This is a genomic window from Actinoallomurus sp. NPDC052274 (assembly GCF_040679475.1).
Classification (GTDB): domain Bacteria; phylum Actinomycetota; class Actinomycetes; order Streptosporangiales; family Streptosporangiaceae; genus Actinoallomurus; species Actinoallomurus liliacearum.
In genome coordinates this window covers 117,385-139,333 of sequence record NZ_JBFAUT010000007.1, presented here as the reverse complement: position 1 = coordinate 139,333, position 21,949 = coordinate 117,385, and the positions used below count along the sequence as shown (strand labels likewise).

19 protein-coding genes, 1 tRNA gene and 3 pseudogenes are annotated in these 21,949 nt (G+C 70.7%); 8 read left to right on the top strand and 15 right to left on the bottom strand.

The genetic code is table 11. The features are described 5' to 3' along the window. Positions 1-2 precede the first annotated feature (2 nt). The 5 genes and pseudogenes from AB0K82_RS08820 to AB0K82_RS08800 all read right to left on the bottom strand — a co-directional run bounded on the left by AB0K82_RS08820 (position 3) and on the right by AB0K82_RS08800 (position 2,874). Positions 3-410 (bottom strand): hypothetical protein, encoded by a 408-nt coding sequence (locus AB0K82_RS08820; protein ID WP_364394657.1) that lies wholly within the window; start codon positions 408-410, stop codon positions 3-5. A 123-nt stretch (positions 411-533) separates the two neighbouring features. Then, positions 534-674 (bottom strand): annotated as a pseudogene (locus AB0K82_RS08815) (hypothetical protein); the annotation flags it as partial. A 235-nt stretch (positions 675-909) separates the two neighbouring features. Continuing rightward, a pseudogene (locus AB0K82_RS08810) lies at positions 910-1,734 on the bottom strand (glycosyltransferase); the annotation flags it as partial. 140 nt (positions 1,735-1,874) lie between these two features. Further along, on the bottom strand, positions 1,875-2,741 hold the full coding sequence (locus tag AB0K82_RS08805) for an arylsulfotransferase family protein (RefSeq protein ID WP_364394488.1): 867 nt from the start codon (positions 2,739-2,741) through the stop codon (positions 1,875-1,877). A gap of 60 nt (positions 2,742-2,801) precedes the next feature. Next, positions 2,802-2,874: transfer RNA gene (locus AB0K82_RS08800), tRNA-Arg, on the bottom strand. A gap of 904 nt (positions 2,875-3,778) precedes the next feature. On the opposite strand from AB0K82_RS08800, the gene AB0K82_RS08795 reads away from it, so the two are divergent. Continuing rightward, positions 3,779-4,537: a hypothetical protein gene (locus AB0K82_RS08795; RefSeq protein ID WP_364394487.1), complete on the top strand. Its 759-nt coding sequence runs from the start codon at positions 3,779-3,781 to the stop codon at positions 4,535-4,537. 213 nt (positions 4,538-4,750) lie between these two features. Here AB0K82_RS08795 and AB0K82_RS08790 read toward each other — a convergent pair whose 3' ends face one another. The 5 genes and pseudogenes from AB0K82_RS08790 to AB0K82_RS08770 all read right to left on the bottom strand — a co-directional run bounded on the left by AB0K82_RS08790 (position 4,751) and on the right by AB0K82_RS08770 (position 8,662). Next, positions 4,751-5,047: a hypothetical protein gene (locus tag AB0K82_RS08790; RefSeq protein ID WP_364394485.1), complete on the bottom strand. Its 297-nt coding sequence runs from the start codon at positions 5,045-5,047 to the stop codon at positions 4,751-4,753. Between the two features lie 196 nt (positions 5,048-5,243). Then, a complete protein-coding gene (locus tag AB0K82_RS08785; RefSeq protein WP_364394483.1) occupies positions 5,244-6,107 on the bottom strand; it encodes an SMP-30/gluconolactonase/LRE family protein in 864 nt (287 codons plus the stop codon). 510 nt (positions 6,108-6,617) lie between these two features. Then, positions 6,618-7,202, bottom strand: a complete 585-nt coding sequence (locus tag AB0K82_RS08780) for a hypothetical protein (protein WP_364394481.1) — start codon at positions 7,200-7,202, stop codon at positions 6,618-6,620. A gap of 30 nt (positions 7,203-7,232) precedes the next feature. Next, positions 7,233-7,817, bottom strand: coding sequence for a hypothetical protein (locus AB0K82_RS08775; RefSeq protein ID WP_364394479.1), 585 nt, complete (start codon positions 7,815-7,817; stop codon positions 7,233-7,235). A gap of 441 nt (positions 7,818-8,258) precedes the next feature. After that, positions 8,259-8,662: pseudogene (locus tag AB0K82_RS08770) on the bottom strand (DUF664 domain-containing protein). Between the two features lie 423 nt (positions 8,663-9,085). On the opposite strand from AB0K82_RS08770, the gene AB0K82_RS08765 reads away from it, so the two are divergent. From AB0K82_RS08765 to AB0K82_RS08755, 3 genes are all read left to right on the top strand, one after another. Continuing rightward, positions 9,086-9,592 carry a hypothetical protein gene (locus AB0K82_RS08765; RefSeq protein ID WP_364394477.1) on the top strand — a complete coding sequence of 169 codons (507 nt, stop codon included), beginning with the start codon at positions 9,086-9,088 and terminating at the stop codon, positions 9,590-9,592. Positions 9,593-9,800: 208 nt separating this feature from the next. After that, entirely contained in the window at positions 9,801-10,238 is a 438-nt protein-coding gene (locus AB0K82_RS08760; protein ID WP_364394475.1) for a MerR family transcriptional regulator, read from the top strand. Beyond that, positions 10,235-11,230 carry an NAD-dependent epimerase/dehydratase family protein gene (locus AB0K82_RS08755; RefSeq protein WP_364394473.1) on the top strand — a complete coding sequence of 332 codons (996 nt, stop codon included), beginning with the start codon at positions 10,235-10,237 and terminating at the stop codon, positions 11,228-11,230. Before AB0K82_RS08760 ends, AB0K82_RS08755 begins: the two co-directional genes overlap by 4 nt. 88 nt (positions 11,231-11,318) lie before the next feature. Here the strand turns inward: AB0K82_RS08755 and AB0K82_RS08750 are convergent, their stop codons facing one another. Beyond that, positions 11,319-11,543: a hypothetical protein gene (locus tag AB0K82_RS08750; protein ID WP_364394471.1), complete on the bottom strand. Its 225-nt coding sequence runs from the start codon at positions 11,541-11,543 to the stop codon at positions 11,319-11,321. A 171-nt stretch (positions 11,544-11,714) separates the two neighbouring features. Between AB0K82_RS08750 and AB0K82_RS08745 the strand changes: the two genes are divergently transcribed. From AB0K82_RS08745 to AB0K82_RS08735, 3 genes are all read left to right on the top strand, one after another. Beyond that, positions 11,715-12,362 (top strand): class I SAM-dependent methyltransferase, encoded by a 648-nt coding sequence (locus tag AB0K82_RS08745; RefSeq protein ID WP_364394469.1) that lies wholly within the window; start codon positions 11,715-11,717, stop codon positions 12,360-12,362. A 215-nt stretch (positions 12,363-12,577) separates the two neighbouring features. After that, positions 12,578-13,561, top strand: a complete 984-nt coding sequence (locus tag AB0K82_RS08740; protein WP_364394467.1) for a GNAT family N-acetyltransferase — start codon at positions 12,578-12,580, stop codon at positions 13,559-13,561. Positions 13,562-13,624: 63 nt separating this feature from the next. After that, positions 13,625-14,299, top strand: a complete 675-nt coding sequence (locus tag AB0K82_RS08735) for a lysophospholipid acyltransferase family protein (RefSeq protein ID WP_364394465.1) — start codon at positions 13,625-13,627, stop codon at positions 14,297-14,299. 23 nt (positions 14,300-14,322) lie between these two features. Here AB0K82_RS08735 and AB0K82_RS08730 read toward each other — a convergent pair whose 3' ends face one another. Then, positions 14,323-16,731 (bottom strand): SpoIIE family protein phosphatase, encoded by a 2,409-nt coding sequence (locus AB0K82_RS08730; protein ID WP_364394463.1) that lies wholly within the window; start codon positions 16,729-16,731, stop codon positions 14,323-14,325. 697 nt (positions 16,732-17,428) lie between these two features. Here AB0K82_RS08730 and AB0K82_RS08725 point away from each other — a divergent pair. Continuing rightward, positions 17,429-18,013, top strand: a complete 585-nt coding sequence (locus AB0K82_RS08725; protein WP_345354920.1) for a sigma-70 family RNA polymerase sigma factor — start codon at positions 17,429-17,431, stop codon at positions 18,011-18,013. 113 nt (positions 18,014-18,126) lie between these two features. On the opposite strand, the gene AB0K82_RS08720 is transcribed toward AB0K82_RS08725, so the two are convergent. From AB0K82_RS08720 to AB0K82_RS08710, 3 genes are all read right to left on the bottom strand, one after another. Next, complete coding sequence (locus AB0K82_RS08720; RefSeq protein ID WP_364394461.1) at positions 18,127-19,080, bottom strand: DUF6177 family protein; 954 nt, start codon at positions 19,078-19,080, stop codon at positions 18,127-18,129. 64 nt (positions 19,081-19,144) lie between these two features. Then, positions 19,145-19,525 carry a hypothetical protein gene (locus tag AB0K82_RS08715; RefSeq protein ID WP_364394459.1) on the bottom strand — a complete coding sequence of 127 codons (381 nt, stop codon included), beginning with the start codon at positions 19,523-19,525 and terminating at the stop codon, positions 19,145-19,147. Positions 19,526-19,578: 53 nt separating this feature from the next. Next, the gene (locus AB0K82_RS08710; protein WP_364394457.1) at positions 19,579-21,834 is read right to left on the bottom strand and encodes a hypothetical protein; all 2,256 of its coding nucleotides are present in this window, start codon (positions 21,832-21,834) and stop codon (positions 19,579-19,581) included. Positions 21,835-21,949: the final 115 nt, after the last annotated feature.

Genomic DNA, 21,949 nt, shown 5'->3' with positions numbered 1-21,949 from the left:
ACCTACTTCTCAAGGCCGAACACCGCGGCGACCCGCCGTACGGAATCCTCCTCGGTGACCGTGGGCTCCACCGTGAGCCCGTTCAGGTCCAGTTGCCGGGTCTGCTCGGTGAGCCGGTCGGTGAACATCGCGTCGCGCTGAAGCAGATTCCGCAGCGCGCGCTGGGGGTCACCGGTCTTGGCGATGAACCCCCAGGCCGGGCCGCCACGGCCCTCGAAGACCTGTTGGCGGAACTCGTTCGTCGGCAGCAGCCACACGGCGTGGCCGGTCTCGGCGAGCAGGGGCCGGACGAGGTCGGGCAGCAACCGGAACCCCTCGGCGATCACCGGCCCGTCGGCCGAGAGGGCGAGAAGGTCCTCGACGATCAGGGCGAACCCTTCACCCCGGTACCAGTGGAAGGTGTCGAGCATCTCGCGCGGGCTCCGGGTCACCCACCGTTCGTCCATGTCCATGGCGGCGAACCTGCCCAGGTACGGGGCCTGTTCCACGGGCATGCGGCGGGCGTGGTCGGGCATGACCGCATCGGTGTCGTACAGGCGCAGCCCGTACCGGTCGGCGAGGCGCCGGGCGATGGTGGACTTCCCGGATCCGCTGCCGCCGCCGATCCAGTAGACGTGACGCAACCGCTCCCGGAGAACGTCGGGGGAAGTCCCTTCGTGCAGTGCAGAGTGCATTCGTCGCTCCTCGCGTGTCTATCGGCTTGAGACCGCACCGCCGCCGCGGCGGTGGGCGGTCCGGTAGAGGTCGGCGTACTTGCGGGCGATTCCGCTCCACGCGTAGTCGGTGATGCGCGTGTTGTCGGCCGGCCGTAGCCGGCCGTGCAGCGCCGCGGCCATCTGTTCCTGGAAGCCCTCGACGTCGTACGGAGAGAACCGCGGGGACGTCGGGGAAGTCGTGCAGGATCTCGGGCACCTGGTCGGTGACGATCAACGGGCAGCCGCAGGCGATGGCCTCCAGAGCGACCATGCAGAAGGTCTCCAGCAGGTTCGACGGCACGACCGCGACGTCGGCGGCCTGGTAGTACGCGGGCAGCCGGTCGTGCGGGACGAAGCTCAGGAACGTCACGGACGCGTCGATGCCGAGCCGGGTGGCCGCGTGTTGCAGGTCCTCGCGGGTGGGGCCGTCGCCCACGATGAGCAGCCGGCTGTTCTCGATCCGCCGGCTGACGCCGGCGAAGGCCGTCAGCAGGGTCTCCACGTTCTTGTCGGCGGCGAGGCGGCCCACGTACAGCACGATACGTTCGTCGGAGGGCAACCCCAGCGCGTCGCGCGCGCCGTCGCGGTCGCCCGGCGTGAAGTGCCGCAGGTCGATGCCCGGTGGGATGACGGCCGAAGCCGGCAGATTCGCGTCCGCCAGCGCCTTGGCCTGCGCGTGGCCGATCGCCACGATCTCGGCGTTGGCGCGGATTCGGTCGACGCGCCGGGCCAGCGCCTCGTCGGCGCGCGCGTCGGTGCCGGTGGGCGTCCATTTACCGACCCGTCCCCAGTGGGTGACGACGATCGGCCCGCCGACCCGCTCGAGCAGCGCTTCGGCGTCGTCCAGGCCCTGGACGTGGATCACGTCCGCGTCCGCGAATCCCGGGAGCTTCGTCACCGTGGACAGCCACCGGCGGCGGCGCAGGCGCCGGCCGACCGTGCGTACGCCGCGGGGCGCGGCCGTGATGGCGGTGTCGAGCCAGGCCGGCCAGCGCAGGTAGCTCGGATCGAGGTCGTCGAGGCCCGCGAAGTAGGCCATCCGCGGCCCACCGACGAACAGGTTCACCTGGGCTCCGAGGGAGGGCAGCGCACGAGCGATCTGGATCATGCCGATCTGGCCGCCGGGCACGCCGGCGCGACCGGGGACGCTCGTCTGGCTCCTCATGATCATCAAGGTCTTCATGGCTGCGTTCGTCCGCCTTCTCCCGTCGACCCGACCACCGCCGCCGTACGGCCTGCCGCCCTCCGCACGAGGGCACCGGTGGGTACGGCCGACATCCGGTAGATGGAGACCCGGCCGCGGTCGGCCCCGTACACCTCGACGGGCAGGAACAGTTCCCAGACGACCCGACCCTCGGGGGTCAGCTCGAAGGCGCCTCCCGCGGTGGAGTTCGTGACCAGGAGATTGCCGCCCGGCAGTGGCTCGGCGCCGCCGGCGAGCGGGCAGAAGAACGACTCCGGTGGGGAGGCCGTCCAACTCCACACGATCTCGCCGGTGGCCGGGTCCATGACGACCAGGCGCGAGCGTTGCGCTCCCCTGCCGTTGTCGAAGATCAGGAGCCGCCCGTCCGGGAGCACGGTGGGCTGATGCGGCCCCGACAGTTCGCCGGGCCCCCACCACCATCTCACCCGGCCGTCGGCACGGCCGATCACGGCGACGGCGTCGAGTTCCCGCATGCAGACCAGCAGGTCACCCTGCGACCAGAGACCGGCGGGGTGGGCCGGCAGCACTTCGATGGTGTTGGTGTGCAGGACGTCGCACGGCGATCCCGGGAGAGCGCGGAGGAGTCGCAGAGCGCGGCGCCGCTCGCCGTCGTGGGTCCCCATCCCCGTCCGCAGGATCGCGCGGGTCTCGGCGACCACCGCCTCCGGGACGTCGTCGCCCGGGACCGGCCACCCACGGGACCGGAACGCGGCGCCGCGCCGCTGAACCGCCGCGTCGATCAGCCGTCGAAGCTCGGCGTCCGTCCGCAGGATGTCATAGAGCGATACCTCGCTCTTCACGACGCCGTCGGCGGTGACCGTGGAGATCAGGTTGTCGAGCACGACCTGCGCGGACCCGCCGCCTTGGTGCTGGTCAGCCGGGGTTTTCCTTGATCAGGTGGGTGCCCCCGGCAGGATTCGAACCTGCGGCACACGGTTTAGGAAACCGTTGCTCTATCCCCTGAGCTACGAGGGCTTGACCTGCGACGAAGCTTAGCCCGCCGGAGTCGCTTACCGCTGCTGGCCCGCCTATGGCCCGCGATCTCCGGTTGGCCCGTGCTGGCCCGCGAGACAGACTAGCGCGCCGGAGGCTTCCGCACCCAACGGGAACGGCCCCCGACTTGATCGTCAGGGGTCGAGATCTACGCGGCGAGCGCATCATCTATCCGTTGGTTGGCTGTTCGCTCATCGCCGTCGATGCAACTGGCGTAGATCTTGAGCAGGACGTCAACGCTGTGCCCCGTCCGCCTAGCGACCTCGGTACCAGGAACCCTGGCGTTGAGCCAGAGCGAGACTCCCGCGTGCCGAAGGTCGTACGGGCAACCGGCAATCGGCGACTCGGCCCGCGACGGCGGCACGCCGAGCTTGCGCACTTGCTCCCACACCAGCCAGTACGCCGAGGAGCCGACCGGCCTGCCGCTGGAGGTACGGAAAAGACGGCCGCCCGGACCAACGCCGTACATCTCGATGTGCGCGCGGAGCCGGCGACCAGTTCCGGCGGAATCGGCACCACGCGAACCTCGTTCCTGGGCCGCCACTTCAAGCCCCGTTCCTGGCGGTAACACCCGTCATCGGTCCATGCCTTGCCCGCCTGCGGCTCCGACACCGACAGCATCAGCCTGCCCCATCCTTCCTCGGGCAGTTCACAGTCCTGCTCGCACAGCGCAACCCCCTCAGACGGCCGCAGCGCGGCGAAGTACAGCCGCCGGTAGAGCTTGCTGCCCGATCGGCACGGCCGGCGGGACCGGTGCCCACGCCGCGCGCCCGTAGGGCGTGCCGGAGTGGGCGGCCTGCGGCGGTCCTTACGGTCTGGTGCGGGCAGACGGACTCTGCCACGATGTGGTCCGCCCGAGGAGCGGTAGAAACAGCGCGGAGGACAGTTGCCTGGGCTGGCGGAGCTGACCTACAGCACGGTCGGCGGCATCGTTGGGGCGACGGCGACCGGCTATCTGACCAGGCAGCATGAGCGGCGGCAGCTACGTGCCGACGTCATGCAGCGACTGCAGACGATCGCGGAGATAACCGCCGGGGTCCGTGATATCGAGATCGGGTGGGCTCCGGTCCGCCGGGCGGTCGGCGGACGATCGCACCTGACAAGCGGGCTCGGCCTGAGGGCGACCCTCGACGGCGGCGTCGACGCCGAAGACGCGCTTCATAAGGCTTTCGCCGGGTTCGGAGTGGCCGCGCTGGCAGCCGGAACCCCGCGCCGGGTCATGGACTTCGCCGCCGGTTCCCACGAACGTGCCTTCGAGTGTGAAGTGATCAGAATCATCGACCGCCGCGCCGGTGGCGTCCTGGGAGAGTCGGTCGATGTGCTGATGCGGGCCGCTGAGGAGTATCAGCGAGCGGCCACCGGACTCTTGCTCCACACCCTGTGGCGCCCCTGGCGGGCGCGGTTGCACCTCCGCGCCCGAATCCGCGTGCTCCGCACCGATGTGGCGGCACTCCACGACCTTCAAGAGGCGGCCAGGACACGCCTGATCGAGAGCGAGAACATCACGCTGCTCTTCGCTCGTCTCGACCCGGACCAGCGGCGCTGGGAAACCTGGAAGATCTCCCCGAATCCCGGGATTGCGACGCCGTACGCCTCGGCCACAGAGCTCCACGGCCAGAAGGCATCGCCCACGGCGGACGGTTAGTTTCGGCCCGACAAAGCCCGAGCCAGCGCAATGCCAGCGAATCGACGGCCGCGCCATTCATTACGCGTCAGGCGGTACACGTCCACCGCCCCTGCAAGGCGTGCGAGGTGGCGTCGGCTACCTCGACGGCGCGTAGCTCCATCGCGCGTCACTCGGTGCCGGCGTTCACTCCGACGCAGGTGCTCTCTTCGTATGCCTGGGACTGCTGCTTGCTCAGGCGCAGGGGTTAGTGCCCCTGAAGACGTCCCCGGCCCTGAGCTGAAGATCTTCCGCACCTGCACCGGTGAAGACGAGGCGAGCGCCGTGAGGCGGGTGCAGCTCGGTTACCTTCACCTGGGGATATCGCCGGATCTCCGTCAGTGCCAGGTCGACTGCTTGTCCGTGCCGGCCCACGCCGTGGAAACGTGCGCCCACCCGTGTGGTCTCCAGACGTCGCACGACGACAGCCAGGAGATCGGTGCCCGTGGTGTCCACCCGCTCGATCTGGACGGCGGGGCGGGGTGCTTCCATGGGGCCATTGTCTCCCCGCCAGAATCGCGGGATCCGAAGTCCCGACTTGATCGTCCGGGGTCGAGACCTATGCGGCGAGCGCATCATCCAGCCGTTGGTCGGCTGCTCGATCGTCGCCGTCGATGCGACTGGCGTAGAGCTTGAGCAGGACATCCACGCCGTGCCCCACCCGCCTGGCGACCGGTGGCCGACGGAATCAGTCCGCCCTTGGGACCAGCGCTTCGGTCACGAAGATCGTGGCGGATCGGCGGGCCTGAACTGCCTGCATCTGGCCGACTCCCTCGAACTCGTTGCAGAGCAGGAACAGGTGGCGGCCGTCGGGACCGCCGAGGGTGACAGCGAAGCATGGCAGTTCGGTCTCGACACGGTGGGTGATCTCGCCGCCCTCGAGGACCCGGACACACGCGCCTGCCGGAGCGTTCGGATCACCTGTGTGTGCGGCCGTGTCGGCGGTCTGGGTCCAGATCGCCGATTCGGCGTCCACGCAGATGCCGTCCGGGCCCTGCCCCTCGGCCCACACTCTGCGGCCGGTGAGTGCACCGTCGTCCTGGATGTCGAACGCGCTGAGCCGGCCGGCGAACGACTCGGCGACGACCAGAGTGGAGCCATCCGGCGTCACCACCATGCCGTTGGGGAACTCGATGTCGCCGGCCACTTGACGGTAGGTCCCGTCGGACGCGACGAGGTTGATCCAGCCCGGCGTCGGCGTGCCACCACCGATGAAGTCGAAGTCGAAGCCGTTGACGTACATATGGCCGTGCGGATCGATCACGATCTCGTTGCCGCCCCGCTCGCAGTGCGTCACCAGCGCACCGTCCGGCTCCCGACGGGTGACGGCCGGCCCGGTCGTCACCAGGCGCCCGTCAGGCAGCCAGTCGATCGCCCAGCCCATCCTGGACGGGCCCTCGGCCATCACCTCGGCTTCACCGTCCATGTCGACGGCCACGACCTCGCCCGCACCCCAGTGGGCGAACCACAGCCGACCGTCGTGCCACCGGGCGGACTCCACCATGGCCAGGCCGGTCAGCAGCGTACGAGGTGGGGGCAGATACTCGACCATGGATCCTCTGTCCTTCCGCGTCTGCGGACCGTATCGGCGGCCCTTCACCGTCTACACGAACAGACGACCATCGAATCGACATCAAGCCACTCGCTTTCGAGTAACGCGCGCCCTCACCTCCCGCTCGGGAGGCGAGGGCGCGCGCCCTTAGCGGGGGCTTCCGAAGATCGTCGTCGACGATCGGCCGCCCGCAACGGTCGCGGCCTCGTAGCACCGAAGGGCGGTCGCAGGTGCCCCGGCGCCGCCCTCGAGCGTCGGCGGTCGTACAGCGTGGGCGCCGGTCCCTCCGGCCGTGCCGAGCGGGCGGCCACCGGACGACGAGCCACCCGCGGATTCCCCAGCGTCATCGGCTCCGGTCCGTTCTCACAGAACGGGCGCAGGGCCGCCGTCGGACCCGCATCAGACCGAACTCTGCTGCCAGACCGCGCAGGGCCACCTCGCCAGGGCCATTCACGCCCTACAGAATCATGAGGTCTGCGCGTGATGGAAAAGGTTCAGTGTTGACCCGGCTCAGAGCGCGGTCACCTCGTCGTCGGTGAAGCCGGTGGCGGCTTTGAACTCCGCCAATAGGTGTTCCGCCGAAAGAGCGGACGGTATCCGCATGAGGGCGATGTCGTCGCTGCCGATCCACCAGGGCGTTACCAGGGCGACCTCGGCACCCGACTCCAGCCGCAGCAACAGGGCCTCACGGCCGGCGTCCACCTTGCTGAACCCGCGCTGCAGGCGCCCTTGCACGTCGATGTACCAGAGGTGGATTCGGGCGATCGGCCGTGCGCCATCGAACCGGTTCCAGTTGGCGATGTCCACATAGAGGTAAGGGGGGGCAGGCCAGGGTCGGAGGGCATCGAGGCGGTTCTGGACTTTGATCAGAAACTCACGTACAGAGGGTTCGTCGTGGCGCAGCGGAATGTCGCCGACCAATGGGTCGCCTGACCGCAAGGCTTCGGTGAGCGCCGTGTACTCTTCTTCCGGCGTCAGGTCGAACTGCGGACGTTTTATGATCCTTTGCGCGACACGCTCGACAACCCTGTCGTCAAGCTGTCTCGAAAACTGAAGGTTGTGCAGGATCCCATTGATGATGGCGCGCCATAGCATGATTATGCCATCCCCTACTCACTGATCAGGTCACCATGTGAAATCGATCATATCATCGTCGATCCTTACGCCCTGGCTGCGCAGGTGATCAACAACCTGCTGATTGATTTCAGCGCTCGGCTTGTAGTGGCCACTTGAGTTGCTTATCGCATTAACCCGGCCATCGGAGACCGAGAGTGTTCCCGCGCCGGCCACATCTTCACCACCGAGGAGACTCGAATGGTGGAACTTGCCATACTCTTCGAAGTTGGACGCATAGATGTTGCCGTGTTTGTCCATGACGAATATGGCTCCGGGGGCATCAGGGTTCTCACCTGCTACGCTGTTGAAAGGTCTTCCCTTGCTGTCTCGCAGCAAGCCGTCCTCATCGACCGTGAGCCGGTAATCTCTGCGCTCCACATCATTGAGGTAGCGTACTTCTATTCTGTCGCCCCAGGGGCCTATGATCCCACCCGGCTTGTTCTCGCCTCGATAGCTTTCCTTCAGTTTGATGGTTTTGAATGGAGCCTTTTCGGCGGCGTCACCTGCAGCGCGTGATGCTTTTCCGCCGAACTTCTTGAAATAAGGCTCAGCGGCTTCGAAGAGCCCCTTCCCGATCGCGTCGTACTTACCCATTCGCTACTGCGTTCATAGGCATATTGACGTACCGGCCTTGCTTGAAGACGGGTGTCATCGGCGGCGACGCTCGGTGCTCCGAACCGGCAGCGTTGTGGCACGGAATGCGCATCAGCGAAATCAGCAGTGTCCGGCTTGAGAGTGGAGTCGGATACCCGACGCTCACTAAGAGAATTGCGGGAGAGGGAAATGCCACCCCCATTGCCTTGGGCATCTTTCGAGTAGTCATCGACTCAGTCACTCGCGTCACTCCCGCAGAACCATCATCGGGCGCCATAGGGGTACGACCTCTTTGACGAGCCGTGACGGCGTTGGGTTCCTGTCAATGGCTGATCGCGCGCACCGCTGGGGGCTCCGCCGCCCCCAGGCCCCCGCGAGCCGGAGCACTCGCTCGCCCCCGCGGAGCAGAGCTGCGGCCACCGTGTCGTCGTACTCAACGCCTCACTGGCCTACGCGACCGTCGACGCACTCTCGCAACAGATCCGCGTGGCCGCAGTGTCGGGCGTACTCCTCGATCCGGTGCACCAGCACCTCCCGGACGGCGATGGCGTCCTTCCCCAGACGCATGCTCAGATCTGGATGCTCGGCCAGCACGGCGTCGGTGGCTGCCTGCTCACGAGCCAGGTCGGCGTACGCGGCGTCGACCACCGCCTGGTCGGCGACCGCTCCGTCGAAGTCGGCGTCGCCCGCGCCGTACAGCTTCGGTGGGGGGCGCCGGGCAGGATCCAGCCGCGCCAGTCCCGCTCTACCTCGGCGAGGTGCCGGAGCAGGCCGAGCAGCGACATGGTCGACGGCGGGACCGACCGACGGGCCAGCTGCTCCGCGTCGAGACCCTCGCGTTTCATCAGCAGGGTCAGTCTGTAGTTCGTCAGGTAGTCCCGCAGCGTCGCCAGCTCGCCTTCCGGACTGACTCCGGTGTTGCCGCGGGGATCCTCATCCGGGTCTGTCCACATGTCGGGGTAGACGGTTGCCTGGCTCCACCGTTGGGGTTGGTCGCTCACTCTGGCGATGGTGATCCTCGGGTATCCGGCCCGCCAGCGAATTTCCGCGACTGCGCGCCTGGCCGGCGCCTCCCTTGTCGGCTGAGTGTGCGGCGCCCAAGGCGGGTCGGCGGCGGTTGCTGTAGGCGGGTGTCTCCGGACTGTCAACGGTCGGCGACCTAAGGGTCGCCGGCCAACCTCAGCCTAGAGATCGGGATTGATCCCATGGAAAATAATCCGGCATTAGCGAAGCCCGGCCGGGCGGCTCACCTGGCCGCGTTACGGGACATGGGTCTGGCATTCATCCACTGGATGAGGCTGGGCCCGGTGCGCGGCCTGGCCTGCCAGCTCGCCAGGTTCGACAACCGCATCATGGCGCGCGGCCGCAACGGCGCGCCGGAACCCAACGCCACGGTGGGAGACCTGCTCGCTCTGCGGCCGGGAAACCCTCCCTACAAGGGCAAGACGGCGCGTGCGACGAGCCGGGAGGACGCCGAACTGCTGCGGTCGGTCTTCCAGCCGCTGGACGGTCAGTTCCTGGCGATGCACCGGCTGTACCCCGGCGCGATCCTGCAGGGCAACCACAGGCGCTACGAGCTTCTGAGGCGCGCGGGCGACCCGAAGTCGAACATCTCCTTCGACACTCCGATCTTCATCAACAACTTCATGGTGGAGACGCGCGAGCGGGCACGCGGCCAAGAGCGATCGCGGAGGAGCACGGCACGGCGCGGGGATCCGCACGGCAAGGGGCTACCGGACCGCCTCGCCCGCCCGTGGTGCCGCGCTTCCCGCTGATCGCCTACGGGCGGGCATGCCCGCGGACGCGAACAGAACGGCCGGGCTCCGCACGCGGAGCCCGGCCGTTCAGGCATCGGGCGGCGGCACGAAGAGGGCACTGCCGCGGCCTCGCGGACCGTGCAGCCGCCGTGCTGCGGCGGCGCTCTCGCGCCCGATCAAGCACGCGGTTGACCTCAAGCGCTTGAAGTATGTTCTGCTGCCTCGCATGACGACGTTCACCATCCAGGATGTGTCCCGGCGCAGTGGGCTGAGTGAGCCGACGCTGCGCTACTACGAAGATGTCGGGCTGGTCGGGCCGATCGAGCGTGACGAGAAGAGCGGGCATCGTCGGTACCGGCCCGAGGACCTCGACACCCTTGAGGCGCTGTCCTGTCTGCGCGCGGTCGGGGTGGGCATCGAGGACATGCGCACGTATCTGGCCAACCGTGCACGCGGACGGGCGGCGGCGGCCGAGCAGCGTGATCTGCTGCTGCGTCACGCGGAGCGCGTCGAGGCCGAGATCGCCGCGCAGCACGCGCGGCTCGGCTACCTGCGGGTCAAGGCGGCGATGTGGGACGCCCGCGATCGGGGTGACGCCGCCGCGGAGGCCGGGGCGATACAGAGTCTGGTGGACGCGGTCGGTCGCTTGGAGGTGCTGCGATGAGCACGGTTCTGGTCACCGGTGGGTCCGGCTACGTGGGGACGCAGCTGATCGCCGCGCTGCTGCGGGCCGGGAGGACGGTGCGCGCCACGGTGCGTACGACGACCCGCGAGGCCGACCTGCGCGCGGCGGTGCGCCGCGGCGACGCCGACGACGCCGGCCTGGAGCTCGTCGCCGCCGACCTGATGACCGACGACGGCTGGCCCGCCGCGGTGGCCGGTTGTGCGGAGGTCCATCACGTCGCCTCGCCCATCCCGGTCACGCAGCCCGAGGACCCCGACGAACTGATCGTCCCCGCCCGCGAGGGCACGCTGCGGGTGCTGCGCGCCGCGCGCGACGCGGGCGCCCGGCGCGTCGTGCTCACCTCGTCCTTCGCCGCGGTCGGATACACGCCCAAGCCGGACGCCGAGTTCACCGAGGACGACTGGACCGATCCCGACACGCCCGGACTGGCGCCCTACCCGCGTTCCAAGGCGATCGCCGAGCGTGCCGCCTGGGACCTGGTGGAGCGGGACGGCGGTGACACCGAGCTCGTCGTCGTCAACCCGACGGCCGTCTTCGGCCCCGCCCTCACGGCCGACCTGCGGTCCTCGATGCATCTGATCAAGGCGATGCTCGACGGGACGATGAGCGTCGCGCCCCGCCGGCGCTTCGGCGTCGTCGACGTCCGCGACGTGGCCGACCTGCACATCCGGGCGATGGCCGCGCCCGAGGCCGCGGGCAGGCGCTTCCTGGCCGTCGCCGACGGCCCGACGCTGAGTTTCCTGGAGGTGGCCGAGATCCTGCGCCGGCGGCTCGGCCCGCTCGCCGCGCGCGTGCCCACGCGGGAGGCGCCGGGGGAGGATTCGCCGCGGCCGATCATCCACAACGACCGGGCCCGCGACGAGCTCGGTTGGCGTCCGCGCGCCGCCGAGACGACGATCGTGGAGTCGGCCGAGAGCCTGCGTGACCTCGGCCTGCTGGAGGCGGAAGGCCGACGGTCGCCTGCTCGGTGAGTGACGACCGTCTGAAGGAGCGGATGCCGGGAAGGGGGCCGGCGCCTTCGATCCGCCGGGAACGCGCCGGCTTCGGTCATCCCACGACCTACTCGAGCATGCCCTCGTCGGTCGCCTGCGGCCGGCAACGCCGCAGCTCGCCGCCGCTCGCGATCGCGTCGGCCTCCCGGTTCGGGACGAATTCCCGATGGAGCGCTTCGGTACGGGCGGCGTAGAGGGCGGCGTATTCGGTACGCGGCGGTGCGGTGAGCCGGAACCGCGCGTACCCCGCGATGGTGAGGGAGGGCAGGTGCGGGCCGCTCTCCTCACGCATGCGTTCCCCGTCCTCTCGTCCCGGGCCGGGGCTCCATCCATGGGTCCCATGGTGCGGGTCTCCCCGCCCGCGCCGGGAGATCACGGCGGTTCAACGCTTCGGACTTCGCGGTCCCCACCGTGCGTGGGGCGGGCATGGCGAGGGTGGAGGCGGTCGTTAGGCTGGGCCGGCATGGAGGATCTCGGGCGTCAGATCGCCTACTGGGACGGGGCCGGGGCCACCAAGACGTTCACGCACCCGGTGGATCTCGGCTGGCTGGCGGGGGTGAGCCGGGACGCGCGGGTCCTGGACTACGGCTGTGGGTACGGCCGCGTCATGGCCGAGCTGAGCGAGCACGGCTTCACCGACATGTCCGGCGTGGACCTGTCCCCCGCTCTCATCGCGCGCGGCCGCCGGTCCCGGCCGGACCTGCGCTTCGCGGTGCTGGAGGCGCCGCCGGCGCTGGAGTACCCGTCGGCGGGGTTCGACCTCGTCCTGTTGTTCGCGGTGCTCACGTGCGTTCCGGACGACGGCGCTCAGCGGGCGCTCGTCGCCGAGCTGAGCCGCGTCCTGGCGCCCGGCGGGCTGCTCTATGTCAGCGACGTGCTCCTGCAGGACGACCAGCGGAACCGGGACCGCTATGCCTCCTACGCGCGACGCTTCGACGCGCCGTACGGGGTGTTCGCCACCGATGACGGCGCGGTGTGCCGGCATCACGACCTCGCCGGTCTCCGCGCCCTGCTGTCGGATTTCGAACCGGTGGACGAACGCCGGATCGACGTCACCACGATGAACGGCAACCGGACGCGGGGGGTGCAGTTCCTGAGCCGCAAACGGTGACGCGAGGACGGCGGCGGGCGCCGGGGGAATCGGCTCGAGCGGTGCGACATTCACGACATGAATCGCATTGCGGGCGGGGTAGAAGGCCAGGTCGGACGCCTGCGGATCTCGATGCGGTACCGGCTGTGGGCGGCTGTTCGGAATCAGAGACGTGGTCGGTCCAGGGCGCGTACGGTCCTTGTTCAGGGAAACGGTCCAACGATCGAGGAGCGTCCTTGGACAAGGTTCAGCGACTGCGCGAAGTCTCCGACGCCGACGTCGCCGCGTGGCACGAGGTCGTCGCGGCGTCGGTCGCCCACGATTTCCCCGGTGAGCCGGCGCCGACGCTCGATCAGGTGCACGGCCAGGTGACCACGCCCGGGCTGAGCAGCCGCCACCTGCTGTGGGTCGCCCGCGCGGACCGCACCGTGACCGGCGTCGCGCGGCTCCGGCTGTTCGAGGGGACGGGCCGGCGCCATCTCGGGGAGTTCACCCTGCACGTCCATCCCGAGCACCGCCGCCGGGGCGTCGGAACGACCCTGCTGCGGACGGTCGCGCGGGCCGCCCGGGACGAGCAGCGCCGCACCCTGGTGGTGGAGGCGTCCTCGCAGACGTCGGGCGCGGCCTTCCTGGAGGCGAACGGCTTCCTCTGCGCACTGTCCCTCAGCCTGTTGCTGCTGAACGTCGCGGAGGCGCGCGGCGTCGAGGACATCGTCGGGACCGAGCACCCGGGGTACCGCCTGACCCGCTGGCTCGGGGTGGTTCCGGACGACCTGGCGGAGGCGTTCGCCGAGGCCAAGGCCGCGATGGGTGACATGCCGGCGGGGAAGATGAACTACGGCACGACCACCTGGGACACCGACCGGGTACGGGACATGGCCGAGGCCGTCGAGAAGCGCGGCGACACGCTGCTGACGGTGGCGGCGCTGCACGAGAAGACGATCGCGGGCTTCACCGAGCTGGTGATCCCGGTCGGCGACGGTACGCGGGCGATCCAGTACGACACCGCCGTCGTGTCCGGGCACCGCGGACGGGGGCTCGGGCTGTGGGTGAAGGCGGCCATGCTCGAGTGGCTGCGCGCGGAGTGGCCCGCCGTGCTGGAGATCGAGACCGACAACGCCGAGGACAACGCCCACATGCTCGCGGTCAACGAACGGCTGGGGTTCCGGCCGCTGCGGCAGACCCGGCAGTACCAGTGCGACCCGCGGATGATCCACTAGGACGACGTTGGCGGTTCCCTGGCCTCGGCGGGTCTACAGTGACGGAGAGTCGAGGAGGCACAGTTGCTGTACTGGTTCATGTACCGGGTGGTCCGCCCGCTGCTCCGGATCCTGTTCCGGCCGGTGGTCGTGGGGCTGGAGAACGTCCCGGAGGATGGCGCGATCATCCTGGCCAGCAACCACCTGTCGTTCGTTGACAGCGTGCTGATTCCGCTCGTCGTGCCGCGCCGGGTCACGTTCATCGCCAAGGCCGAGTACTTCGAGGGCAAGGGCGTGGCGCGGATCCTCGGCGCGTTCCTGGACGCGATGGGGCACATCCCCGTGCCGCGTACGGAGCAGCGCGCCGCCGTGGCCGCGCTGGACATCGCGCTCGGTGTCCTGAACAACGGCAACGCCTTCGCGATCTACCCGGAGGGCACCCGCTCCGAGGACGGCCGGCTCTACCGCGGGCACACGGGTGTGGGCTGGCTCGCGCTCAACGCCCAGGCGAGCGTCGTGCCGGTGGCGGTGAAGGGCACCGAGAAGATCATGCCGGTCGGCGCGAAGATCCCGATTCCCCGGCTGCGCCGGCCGGGCGTGAAGTTCGGCAAGCCGATCGACTACACCGCGTTCGCGGACATGCCGCCGGCCAAGGGCCGCCGCGCGATGGTGGACGAGATCATGAAGGAGATCCAGAAGTTGTCGCGCCAGGAGTACGCGGGCGTGTACAACGAGCGGTCCAAGCAGATCCAGGCCTGACCGCGAGGCTCCGCCTTCCCTCCTCACAGGGGGTGTTCGAACCAGACGACCTTGCCGGTCGGGGTGCGCTGGGTGCCCCAGTGCTCGGCGAGGGCGCTGACGAGCTGCAGGCCCCGGCCGTTCTCGTCGGTGGTCTCGGCCCGGCGCAGGTGCGGCAGGTCGTAGCCGTCGTCGCGGACCTCGCAGAGCAGGGAGTTCGCCCGGATCAGGCGCAGCCCGAGGTCGCCCGCGCCGTGCACGATGGCGTTGGTGACCAGCTCGCTGACCAGGAGCTCGACGGTGGGCACCAGGGCGGGCAGGCCCCAGGTCTTCAGGGCCTGGCGGGCGAGGCGGCGGGTCTCGCGGACCACGGCCGGCGCCGCCGTGAGGTTCCAGGAGAAGACGTCCTCCTTCGGAATGCCCTCGAAGCGCACGGCCAGCAGGGCGATGTCGTCGTCGTACCGGCCCGCCGTGCCGAAGCCCTCGATGAGCGTCTCGCAGACGTCCTCCAGCGGCCGCGGCGGACCGGAGAGGAAGTCCCGCAGCGCGGTGAGCCCGACGTCGAGAGGCCGGCCGCGGCGTTCGACCAGGCCGTCGGTGCACACGACGAACTGGCTGCCGTCCTCGACGTCGAAGCCGACCGTCTCGAACGGGACGCCGCCCACGCCGATCGGGGCGCCGGGCGGGACCTCCAGCAGCCAGGACTCGCCGGCCGGGGAGACCAGTACGGGCGGCAGGTGCCCGGCGTTGGCGATCTCGCAGCGCCGGGCCACCGGGTCGTACACGGCGTAGACGCAGGTCGCCAGGCACTCGTCGCCGAGCCGCCGGGCGAGGTCGTCGAGCTGGCGGAGCAGTTGGTCGGGCGGGAGGTCCTGCGGGGCGAGCGTGCGTACGGCGGTGCGGAGCTGCCCCATGATGGCGGCGGAGGTCAGGCCGTGGCCCATGACGTCGCCGACGACGAGGGCGAGCCTGCCACCGGGCAGCGGGATCGCGTCGAACCAGTCCCCGCCGACCCGTACGGCCTCGTCGGCGGGGACGTAGCGGTAGCAGATCCGCGCGCCGGCGACGTCGGGCGGGGCGTCGGGCAGCATGCTGTGCTGCAACTGCTCCGCCACACGCGCCTCACGGCGGTAGAGGCGGCCGTTGTCGACGCACACCGCGGCCCGGCGGCCCAGCTCCTCCGCCACGGCGACCTCCCGCTCGCCGAACGGCGGCCGGTCGCGTCGGCGCAGCAGGAGGATCGTGCCTAAGATCTTGCCGCGCGCGATGAGCGGCGTGATCAGCAGCGCCCGGCCGCGCAGGAGGGGCCGCAGGTCACGGCCTCCGACGCGGGAGGAGATGCGGCGGCACACGCGTTCGCTGACCCGGGGGACGTTGACGCTCTGCCCGGTGGTCAGGTCGTCGGCGAGCGGCGTCCGGGACGGCATCCGGATCACCTCGCCCAGGGGGACGAGGTCGTCCCAGTGGCCCTCCTCCTCGTCGTACCGCATGGCCACGCGGACGACGCTGGGCGAGGCGTCCGCCTCCGCCGGGGGCAGCTCCTGGCCGGTGACGATCGACTCGAGCAGCTGAACGCCGGCGAAGTCGGCGAACGAGGGCACGAGCGCGTCGCACAGGGCGTCGGCGGTCTGCACCGGGTCGAGCGTGTCGGCGAGGCGGGCGCCGACGTGGTTGAGGAAGTCCAGGCGCTCTTGGGCCGCCTGGTGCTCCAGCGCCTGCTGGGGCGGCGGGTCGTACGTCGCCGTGGCGGTCGGGCGGACGCCGCCGAGCCGGGGCGCCGTGTCGCGGTGACCGGCGAACGGCAGGCGCACGGTGACGCTGACGTTCACGGCCGGATAGCCGCGGGCGAGCACCTGGTCGCCGATCTCACGGTGGTCGAGGTCCGGCGGCAGCAGCTCGGCGAGCCGGCGGCGGAGCAGCGCGGAGTCGACGGTGGACGACTGCACGAGGGTGGGCTCGACGCGAAGGATACGGACGCCGCTCGTGGCGGTGAGCGGGGCCGGCGGCGGGGGCGTGATGAGGACGTCGCCGAGCGCGAGGCCGTGGCCGTGCTCCTTGATGCGCTGCGCGTCGGCGGCCACGGCCAGTCCCCGGGCGTCGCCCGGGCCGGTCAGCGGATACACCCACCAGGCGATCTCCCGCACGGCGCCGTCATCGAGACGCGAGACCAGGCACACCCCGGTCCAGACGTGGCGCAGCCGGCGGTCGCCGAACTCGAACGCCGACCGGTGCTCCTGCGGCAGGCGCAGCAGCGTGCGCAGCGGACGGCCCGCCACCGCGTCGTACGGGGCGCCGAACACGTCCTCGGCGGCGGGGTTCCAGCGGGTCACGCGGCCGGGCTCGTCGAGCAGGACGACGGCCATCGGGGTGATCCCGAGCAGGTGGCGGTCGAGCAGCCGGGGTGGCGCACCGGCGGCTGCGAGGCGCGTGGCGGGGCGTTGCCGAGTGACCACGGGATGATCCCCCTCTCCAGCGAGGATGCAGGCGCACGGCCCCCCGACCCGCGATGTGACCGACGTTACAACCGGTTGCCCGACTGCGCTGCGTTTCGACGCGATTACGTCGCTCAGCGCAGGCGTCGGCACATCCGGTGACCGCACCAGGCCATCGCCGCCCACGGCGGCGCCCACCGCCGCAGGACGCGATCACGCGCCCCTGGGTCGCACGCCCCTGGGTCGCACGGCCATGGGGCATGCGGCCATGGGGCGTGCGGCCATGGGGCGTGCGGCCACGCCCTGTGGTTTTACGCAGGCCGCGCATGGAGCACGTTGTGTCCGCCGAAAAAGGGGTAACCACCCTATTCGTCCAGCCAGGGCCGGTCCGCGGCCCGGCGGAGCAGCGGAGGAGAGGGCCCCATGTGGACACAGAGTGTGACGAAGCTCATTTCGCAGCGTGTCGAACTTGCGTTAAACTGACGACTCCGGTAGGCGCCCGCGTGAGAGGCGCCGAGCCTCCTCGCCGGTCGAACCGACACAGTCGTCGGTGGCGCATCGGCGATCCGGCCCGTCACTCCCCTGATGGGCACACATAGCCGACAGCTGCACGGAGATCGTCCGTGTCCGGCGCCTTCGAACCGGCCCCGCACAGCCGCGGGGAGCTCCCCCAGACCGAAGACATCCGTCCAGGTCAGCATTTCCTATGGAGCAGCAAATGACGACTGTGGCGAGCGATGCCCGCCAGGACGTCGAGCGATACGAGCGCGACGTCACGCCGCTCATCGACCCGCTGTACGCCAGCGCGGTGCGAATGACGCGCAATCCGGCCGACGCCGAGGACCTGGTCCAGGAGACCCTCGCGAAGGCCTATGTGAACTTCCACCAGTTCAAAGAGGGCACGAACCTCAAGGCCTGGATGCACCGCATCCTGACCAACAACTTCATCAACACCTACCGCAAGAAGCAGCGCGAGCCGCAGCGCGCCGCGACCGAGGAGATCGAGGACTGGCAGCTCGCCCGGGCCGAGTCGCACACGTCCACGGGCCTGCGCTCGGCCGAGCACGAGGCGCTCGACCGCCTGCCCGACTCCGACGTGATCAAGGCGCTGCGCGACCTGCCGGTCGAGTTCCGCACGGCCGTCTACCTCGCGGACGTCGAGGGCTACCCCTACAAGGAGATCGCCGAGATGATGGGCACCCCCATCGGCACGGTGATGTCCCGGCTGCACCGCGGCCGCCGTCAGCTGCGCGAACAGCTCAAGCAGTACGCGCCGCGCGTCGCCGTGGTCCGCGCCGCCTGACCCGGCCGGCCCACCCGGGCCGGCCACCGTCGCGCTCGCCCGGACCGGGCCGGCCCTCCCCGCGTCGGCTCCCACCGCGGCGAGCCACCGGACCCGCTCAGACCAGGGTTGCTTCAGAACCCGCCCTGCAACTGCCGGGTCAGTTGCTCGTACCGTTGCCAGCCCTCCTGCTGCCGGCCGTCCCCCAGCGCGTACCAGGTCGCCGGCGACCGGGCGTCGCCGATCCGGTGCGCCGGGACGCCCGGCGGCCCCGCCGCCGCGCCTCCCACGGCCATGCCGATCGGTGCGGACGGTCCCAGCCAGCGCGGAACCGTCGTCACGTCGGCGCGGCCATTGCCCAGCTGGGTGAACAGCGAGATCAGGTGCCGTCCGGCGGCGATCCCGCCGAGAAGGGTCGGCAGGGTGGCGACCGGCACCGTACGGGGATCGGCGTACCCGATCACGAGGGTCACCGCCTCCTCGACCTCCTCACCCGCCTTCGACACGAGCAGCGTGCCGACGGCCGGTGCCGCGCCCGCGCCGACGATCGTCAGCCACGTCGCCACGGCGCCCCGCGACCAGAACAGCTCGCTGAGCCGCTCGCGCCGCCACACGTCGGTGGCGGGCTCGGCGATCCCCCAGCCGCCGGGCGGCCCGCCGGTCAGCGCCGTGCAGACCTCCTCGGTGGCGGTCCCGATCGCGGTGTCCGACGTGTACCGCACCCGGAACGTCACCGTCAGCTGCGCGCCGACCGGTTCCGTCGGGGGCGTCGTGTACGCGGGCGCGTACGTCCGGGCCCGCGGGTCGATGACGAATCCAGCGCCGTCCCACACCAGCGGCACCCCCGACAGACCGTCGTAGTAGCCGCCGTCCGCGCGGACCACCCAGTGACTGTTCGGGCTGGTGAGCACCAGCCGCATCGGCACCGTGATCCGCGCGCCCGGTCCGGTGACGATCTGCAGTCCGCGGCCCGTCTCGCCGCAGAACCGCAGCCCGTCGGCCAGCCACTTCGTGAACCCCACGACCGGCCGGTCCTGAAGGATCACCATGGCGTTGGGAGTCAGCACGTCCGCCGCAGGACCGGTCATGGAGCCTCCTTCGTCGGAGGGGTGACCAAAGGCGCTGCGCCCACGATGCGCTCGCCGCGCTCGCTCATGGGCCCTCCTTCGCCGGAGGGGTGACCGGAGGCGGCCAGATGGTGCCGCCCTGCCAGTGCACCAGGTCGTCCGCGAACCTCCGGGCGATCCGCGCCGCCTCCGGTACGCCCGCCGCCGCGCGCACCTCGACCCACCAGACCGGGACCTGGACGTGGGCGGCCGTCTCCGGGCCCAGCAGCCGCTCGATCTCGCCGCGGACCTCGACGAGCTGTGGTGTCTCGATGGACACGGTCAGCCGCCCACCGGCGTCATAGAGGTGGAAGGCCCCGTCGCCGGCGTCGTACGGCTCCAGCGACTCACCGAAGGCGATCATGCCGTCGACGACGGTCGAGATCTCGGGCCGGTGCCGTACCAAGGCGACGATGTCGCTGGTCAACAGCCTCACCTCCTATCGGGAAGCGTGATCACGGGTCTGCCGAGGGGTCGTGGTCACGCGGCGACCGCCCGGGCGAACGCCTCGACCGCGATCCGGATGACCGCCGCCCGTGTCTCGTGGCCGATCCGCGCGGCCTCTACCGCGGTTCCGGCCGCCAGGTGGCGGTCGTAGGGGATGTGCACCACCGGCAGCCCACCCGAGCTGAGCATCTGCGCGGCCCGCGTCAGATCGGCGTCCACGTGCGGGGTGTGCGTCACGAACGCGATCACCGTACGGGGCAGGAGGTGGTCGTAGCCGTTCCGCATCTGCCACTCCAGGGCCCCGTGCGCGCTGAGCGCCCCGTCGACCGTGCCGGGCGTCACCATGATCTGGGCGTGAGCGTCGGTCATGATGCCACGTTGCAGCTCCGGCAGCAGCCCGGCTCCGCAGTCGATCACCGTCGCGGCGAAGTAGCGGCTCATCGCGCCCGCGGCCGTACGGAAGGTGGCCAGATCGAGCTCTCCCGCGATCCGTCCTCCGGCGGTCGCGGACAGCACCCACAGGCCGTCGGTGGTCTGGGCGAGGTACCGGGACGCGTCCTCGAACGACCTCGGCTGCGCCGACATCAGGTCGTGCAGCGAGAGCTGCGGACCGACGCCCATCCGCAGCGGAAGCGAGCCGAGCCCGGAGTCGGCGTCCACGGCCAGCACGCGGTCCTGCCGGTACTGCGCGATCGCGGTCGCGGTCAGCCCCGCCACGGTGGTCTTGCCCGCGCCGCCCCGGATGCTGGTGACCGCGATCTGCCGGCAGGACGGGACCGGCCGGCTCAGCACCGCCTCCACGTCGGCGGCCTTGCGGACGTCGCCCGCGGCGGAGGCCCCCACGGCCCGGCGCACGCCACGGGACATCCGGCGCACCAGGGGATCGCCGTACGCGGACCGGCGAACGAGGTCACGGGCGGCGAGCGGCGCGCCCGTCGCGGGCGGTCCGGCCTGCGTGGGACCGGGCACGAACGGTGGTTCGGAGGGAACCGAACCCCCCACCGGCCGATCCCGCGGAGCGCCGGGATCCTGCCGCCACGCCTCGGAGCCGGTGGGCCATGCTTCCTGCTCCGGCTGCCTCGGCGCGTCCTGCGGTGCCGCCGCAGACCCCCAGGACGGCTGGGCGGCGTCGTCCCACCGCACCTGCGGCGGCGGCTCCCAGGGGGACAAACCCTGTCCCCCTTCCGCCGGAGCTTCCTGCCGCGCCGCCGCAGGAGCGTTCTGCTCCCACTGGGGTGCCTCGTTCGGCGTCCACGAGGGTGGCTGTTCCCGGTCGGTCCGAGCCGGGCCGCCCTCGGCCCAGGACGGCTGCCCACCCGTGTCCTGCCGCGGCGGGGCCTGCTGCTCCTCCCGGGGTGGCGCGGACTGGTCCCACGCCACCGGGGGGAACTGTTCCCACTGCGCGGGCGGCGACTGTTCGGCCTGGGACGGCGGAGCCTGTTCCGCCTGGGGCGAGAACCGCTCTCCCCGCGCCGGCGGCGCCTCTTCCGCCTGCGGCGGGAATCGTTCCCACTGCGCGGGCGGCAGCTGTTCGGCCTGCGGCGAAGCGTGCTCCGTCTGCGCCGGGAACAGTTCGCCCTGCGGCGGCGCCGGTTCGCCCTTCGTCGGCGGCGCCGGTTCGGCCTGCGGCGGCGGAGCCTCTTCCACCTGCGGCGGCGAAGCCTGTTCCGCCTGGGGCGGGAACCACTCCCCCTGCGCCGGCGGCGCCTCTTCCACCTGCGCCGGCGAAGCCTCTTCCACCTGCGGCGGCGGAGCCAGTTCCGCCTGGGGCGGGGACCACTCCGCCTGCGGCGGGGCCGGCGACTCCGGGGGCGCGGATGGCCGCTCCGTCTGTGGCGGTGCCTGTTCGCCGCGGGGTGGCGCGGCCCGGTCCTCGGTCGGCATCGGGCCCTGTTCCGCCGGCGACGCCTCGTTCTGGTCCCGCTGCGACGGCCGATCCGGCTCCGCTTCGGGTAGGTCGAGGACCGTGCTGCCGATCAGAGGATGGGCGACGAACGAACCGTCGTCGGCCGGAGGCTCGTCGGCGTACGAATCGACGGCGGTGCGCTCGGCCGGCGGGGCCGGCGCGACGCCGTTCAGTGAGGGGGCCTCGGGTGGGGACGGTTCGTCCCGCCGCTCGGGCGGTGGAGCGGACGTGACCTCGAACATGCCGCCGGCCGGCACTTGGCCGCCGACCGCGCGCGGCACGGATGAGGGCAGGGGACGACCGCTCGGATCGGAGACCATGAGCCCGGACAGCGGAATACCGAGCTCGGTGAGCACGGTGACCTGCCAGGGCTGTTCGGACACCGGTCTCCTCTCGGCGCACACCAGGCGTAATGAGGGCGGAAAACGCTATTGATCCTATCGGCGCGGGCCCCCTGGCGGGCTCCGGCTAGGAGCATGCGAGCCCGTTACGGTGTGC

Coding starts and splice junctions, on each gene's coding strand:
- AB0K82_RS08820 (WP_364394657.1), bottom strand. CDS start 410: ATGCTCGACACCTTCCACTGGTACCGGGGTGAAGGGTTCGCCCTGATC.
- AB0K82_RS08790 (WP_364394485.1), bottom strand. CDS start 5,047: ATGGAAGCACCCCGCCCCGCCGTCCAGATCGAGCGGGTGGACACCACG.
- AB0K82_RS08785 (WP_364394483.1), bottom strand. CDS start 6,107: ATGGTCGAGTATCTGCCCCCACCTCGTACGCTGCTGACCGGCCTGGCC.
- AB0K82_RS08780 (WP_364394481.1), bottom strand. CDS start 7,202: ATGCTATGGCGCGCCATCATCAATGGGATCCTGCACAACCTTCAGTTT.
- AB0K82_RS08775 (WP_364394479.1), bottom strand. CDS start 7,817: ATGGGTAAGTACGACGCGATCGGGAAGGGGCTCTTCGAAGCCGCTGAG.
- AB0K82_RS08765 (WP_364394477.1), top strand. CDS start 9,086: ATGGGTCTGGCATTCATCCACTGGATGAGGCTGGGCCCGGTGCGCGGC.
- AB0K82_RS08760 (WP_364394475.1), top strand. CDS start 9,801: ATGACGACGTTCACCATCCAGGATGTGTCCCGGCGCAGTGGGCTGAGT.
- AB0K82_RS08755 (WP_364394473.1), top strand. CDS start 10,235: ATGAGCACGGTTCTGGTCACCGGTGGGTCCGGCTACGTGGGGACGCAG.
- AB0K82_RS08750 (WP_364394471.1), bottom strand. CDS start 11,543: ATGCGTGAGGAGAGCGGCCCGCACCTGCCCTCCCTCACCATCGCGGGG.
- AB0K82_RS08745 (WP_364394469.1), top strand. CDS start 11,715: ATGGAGGATCTCGGGCGTCAGATCGCCTACTGGGACGGGGCCGGGGCC.
- AB0K82_RS08725 (WP_345354920.1), top strand. CDS start 17,429: ATGACGACTGTGGCGAGCGATGCCCGCCAGGACGTCGAGCGATACGAG.
- AB0K82_RS08720 (WP_364394461.1), bottom strand. CDS start 19,080: ATGACCGGTCCTGCGGCGGACGTGCTGACTCCCAACGCCATGGTGATC.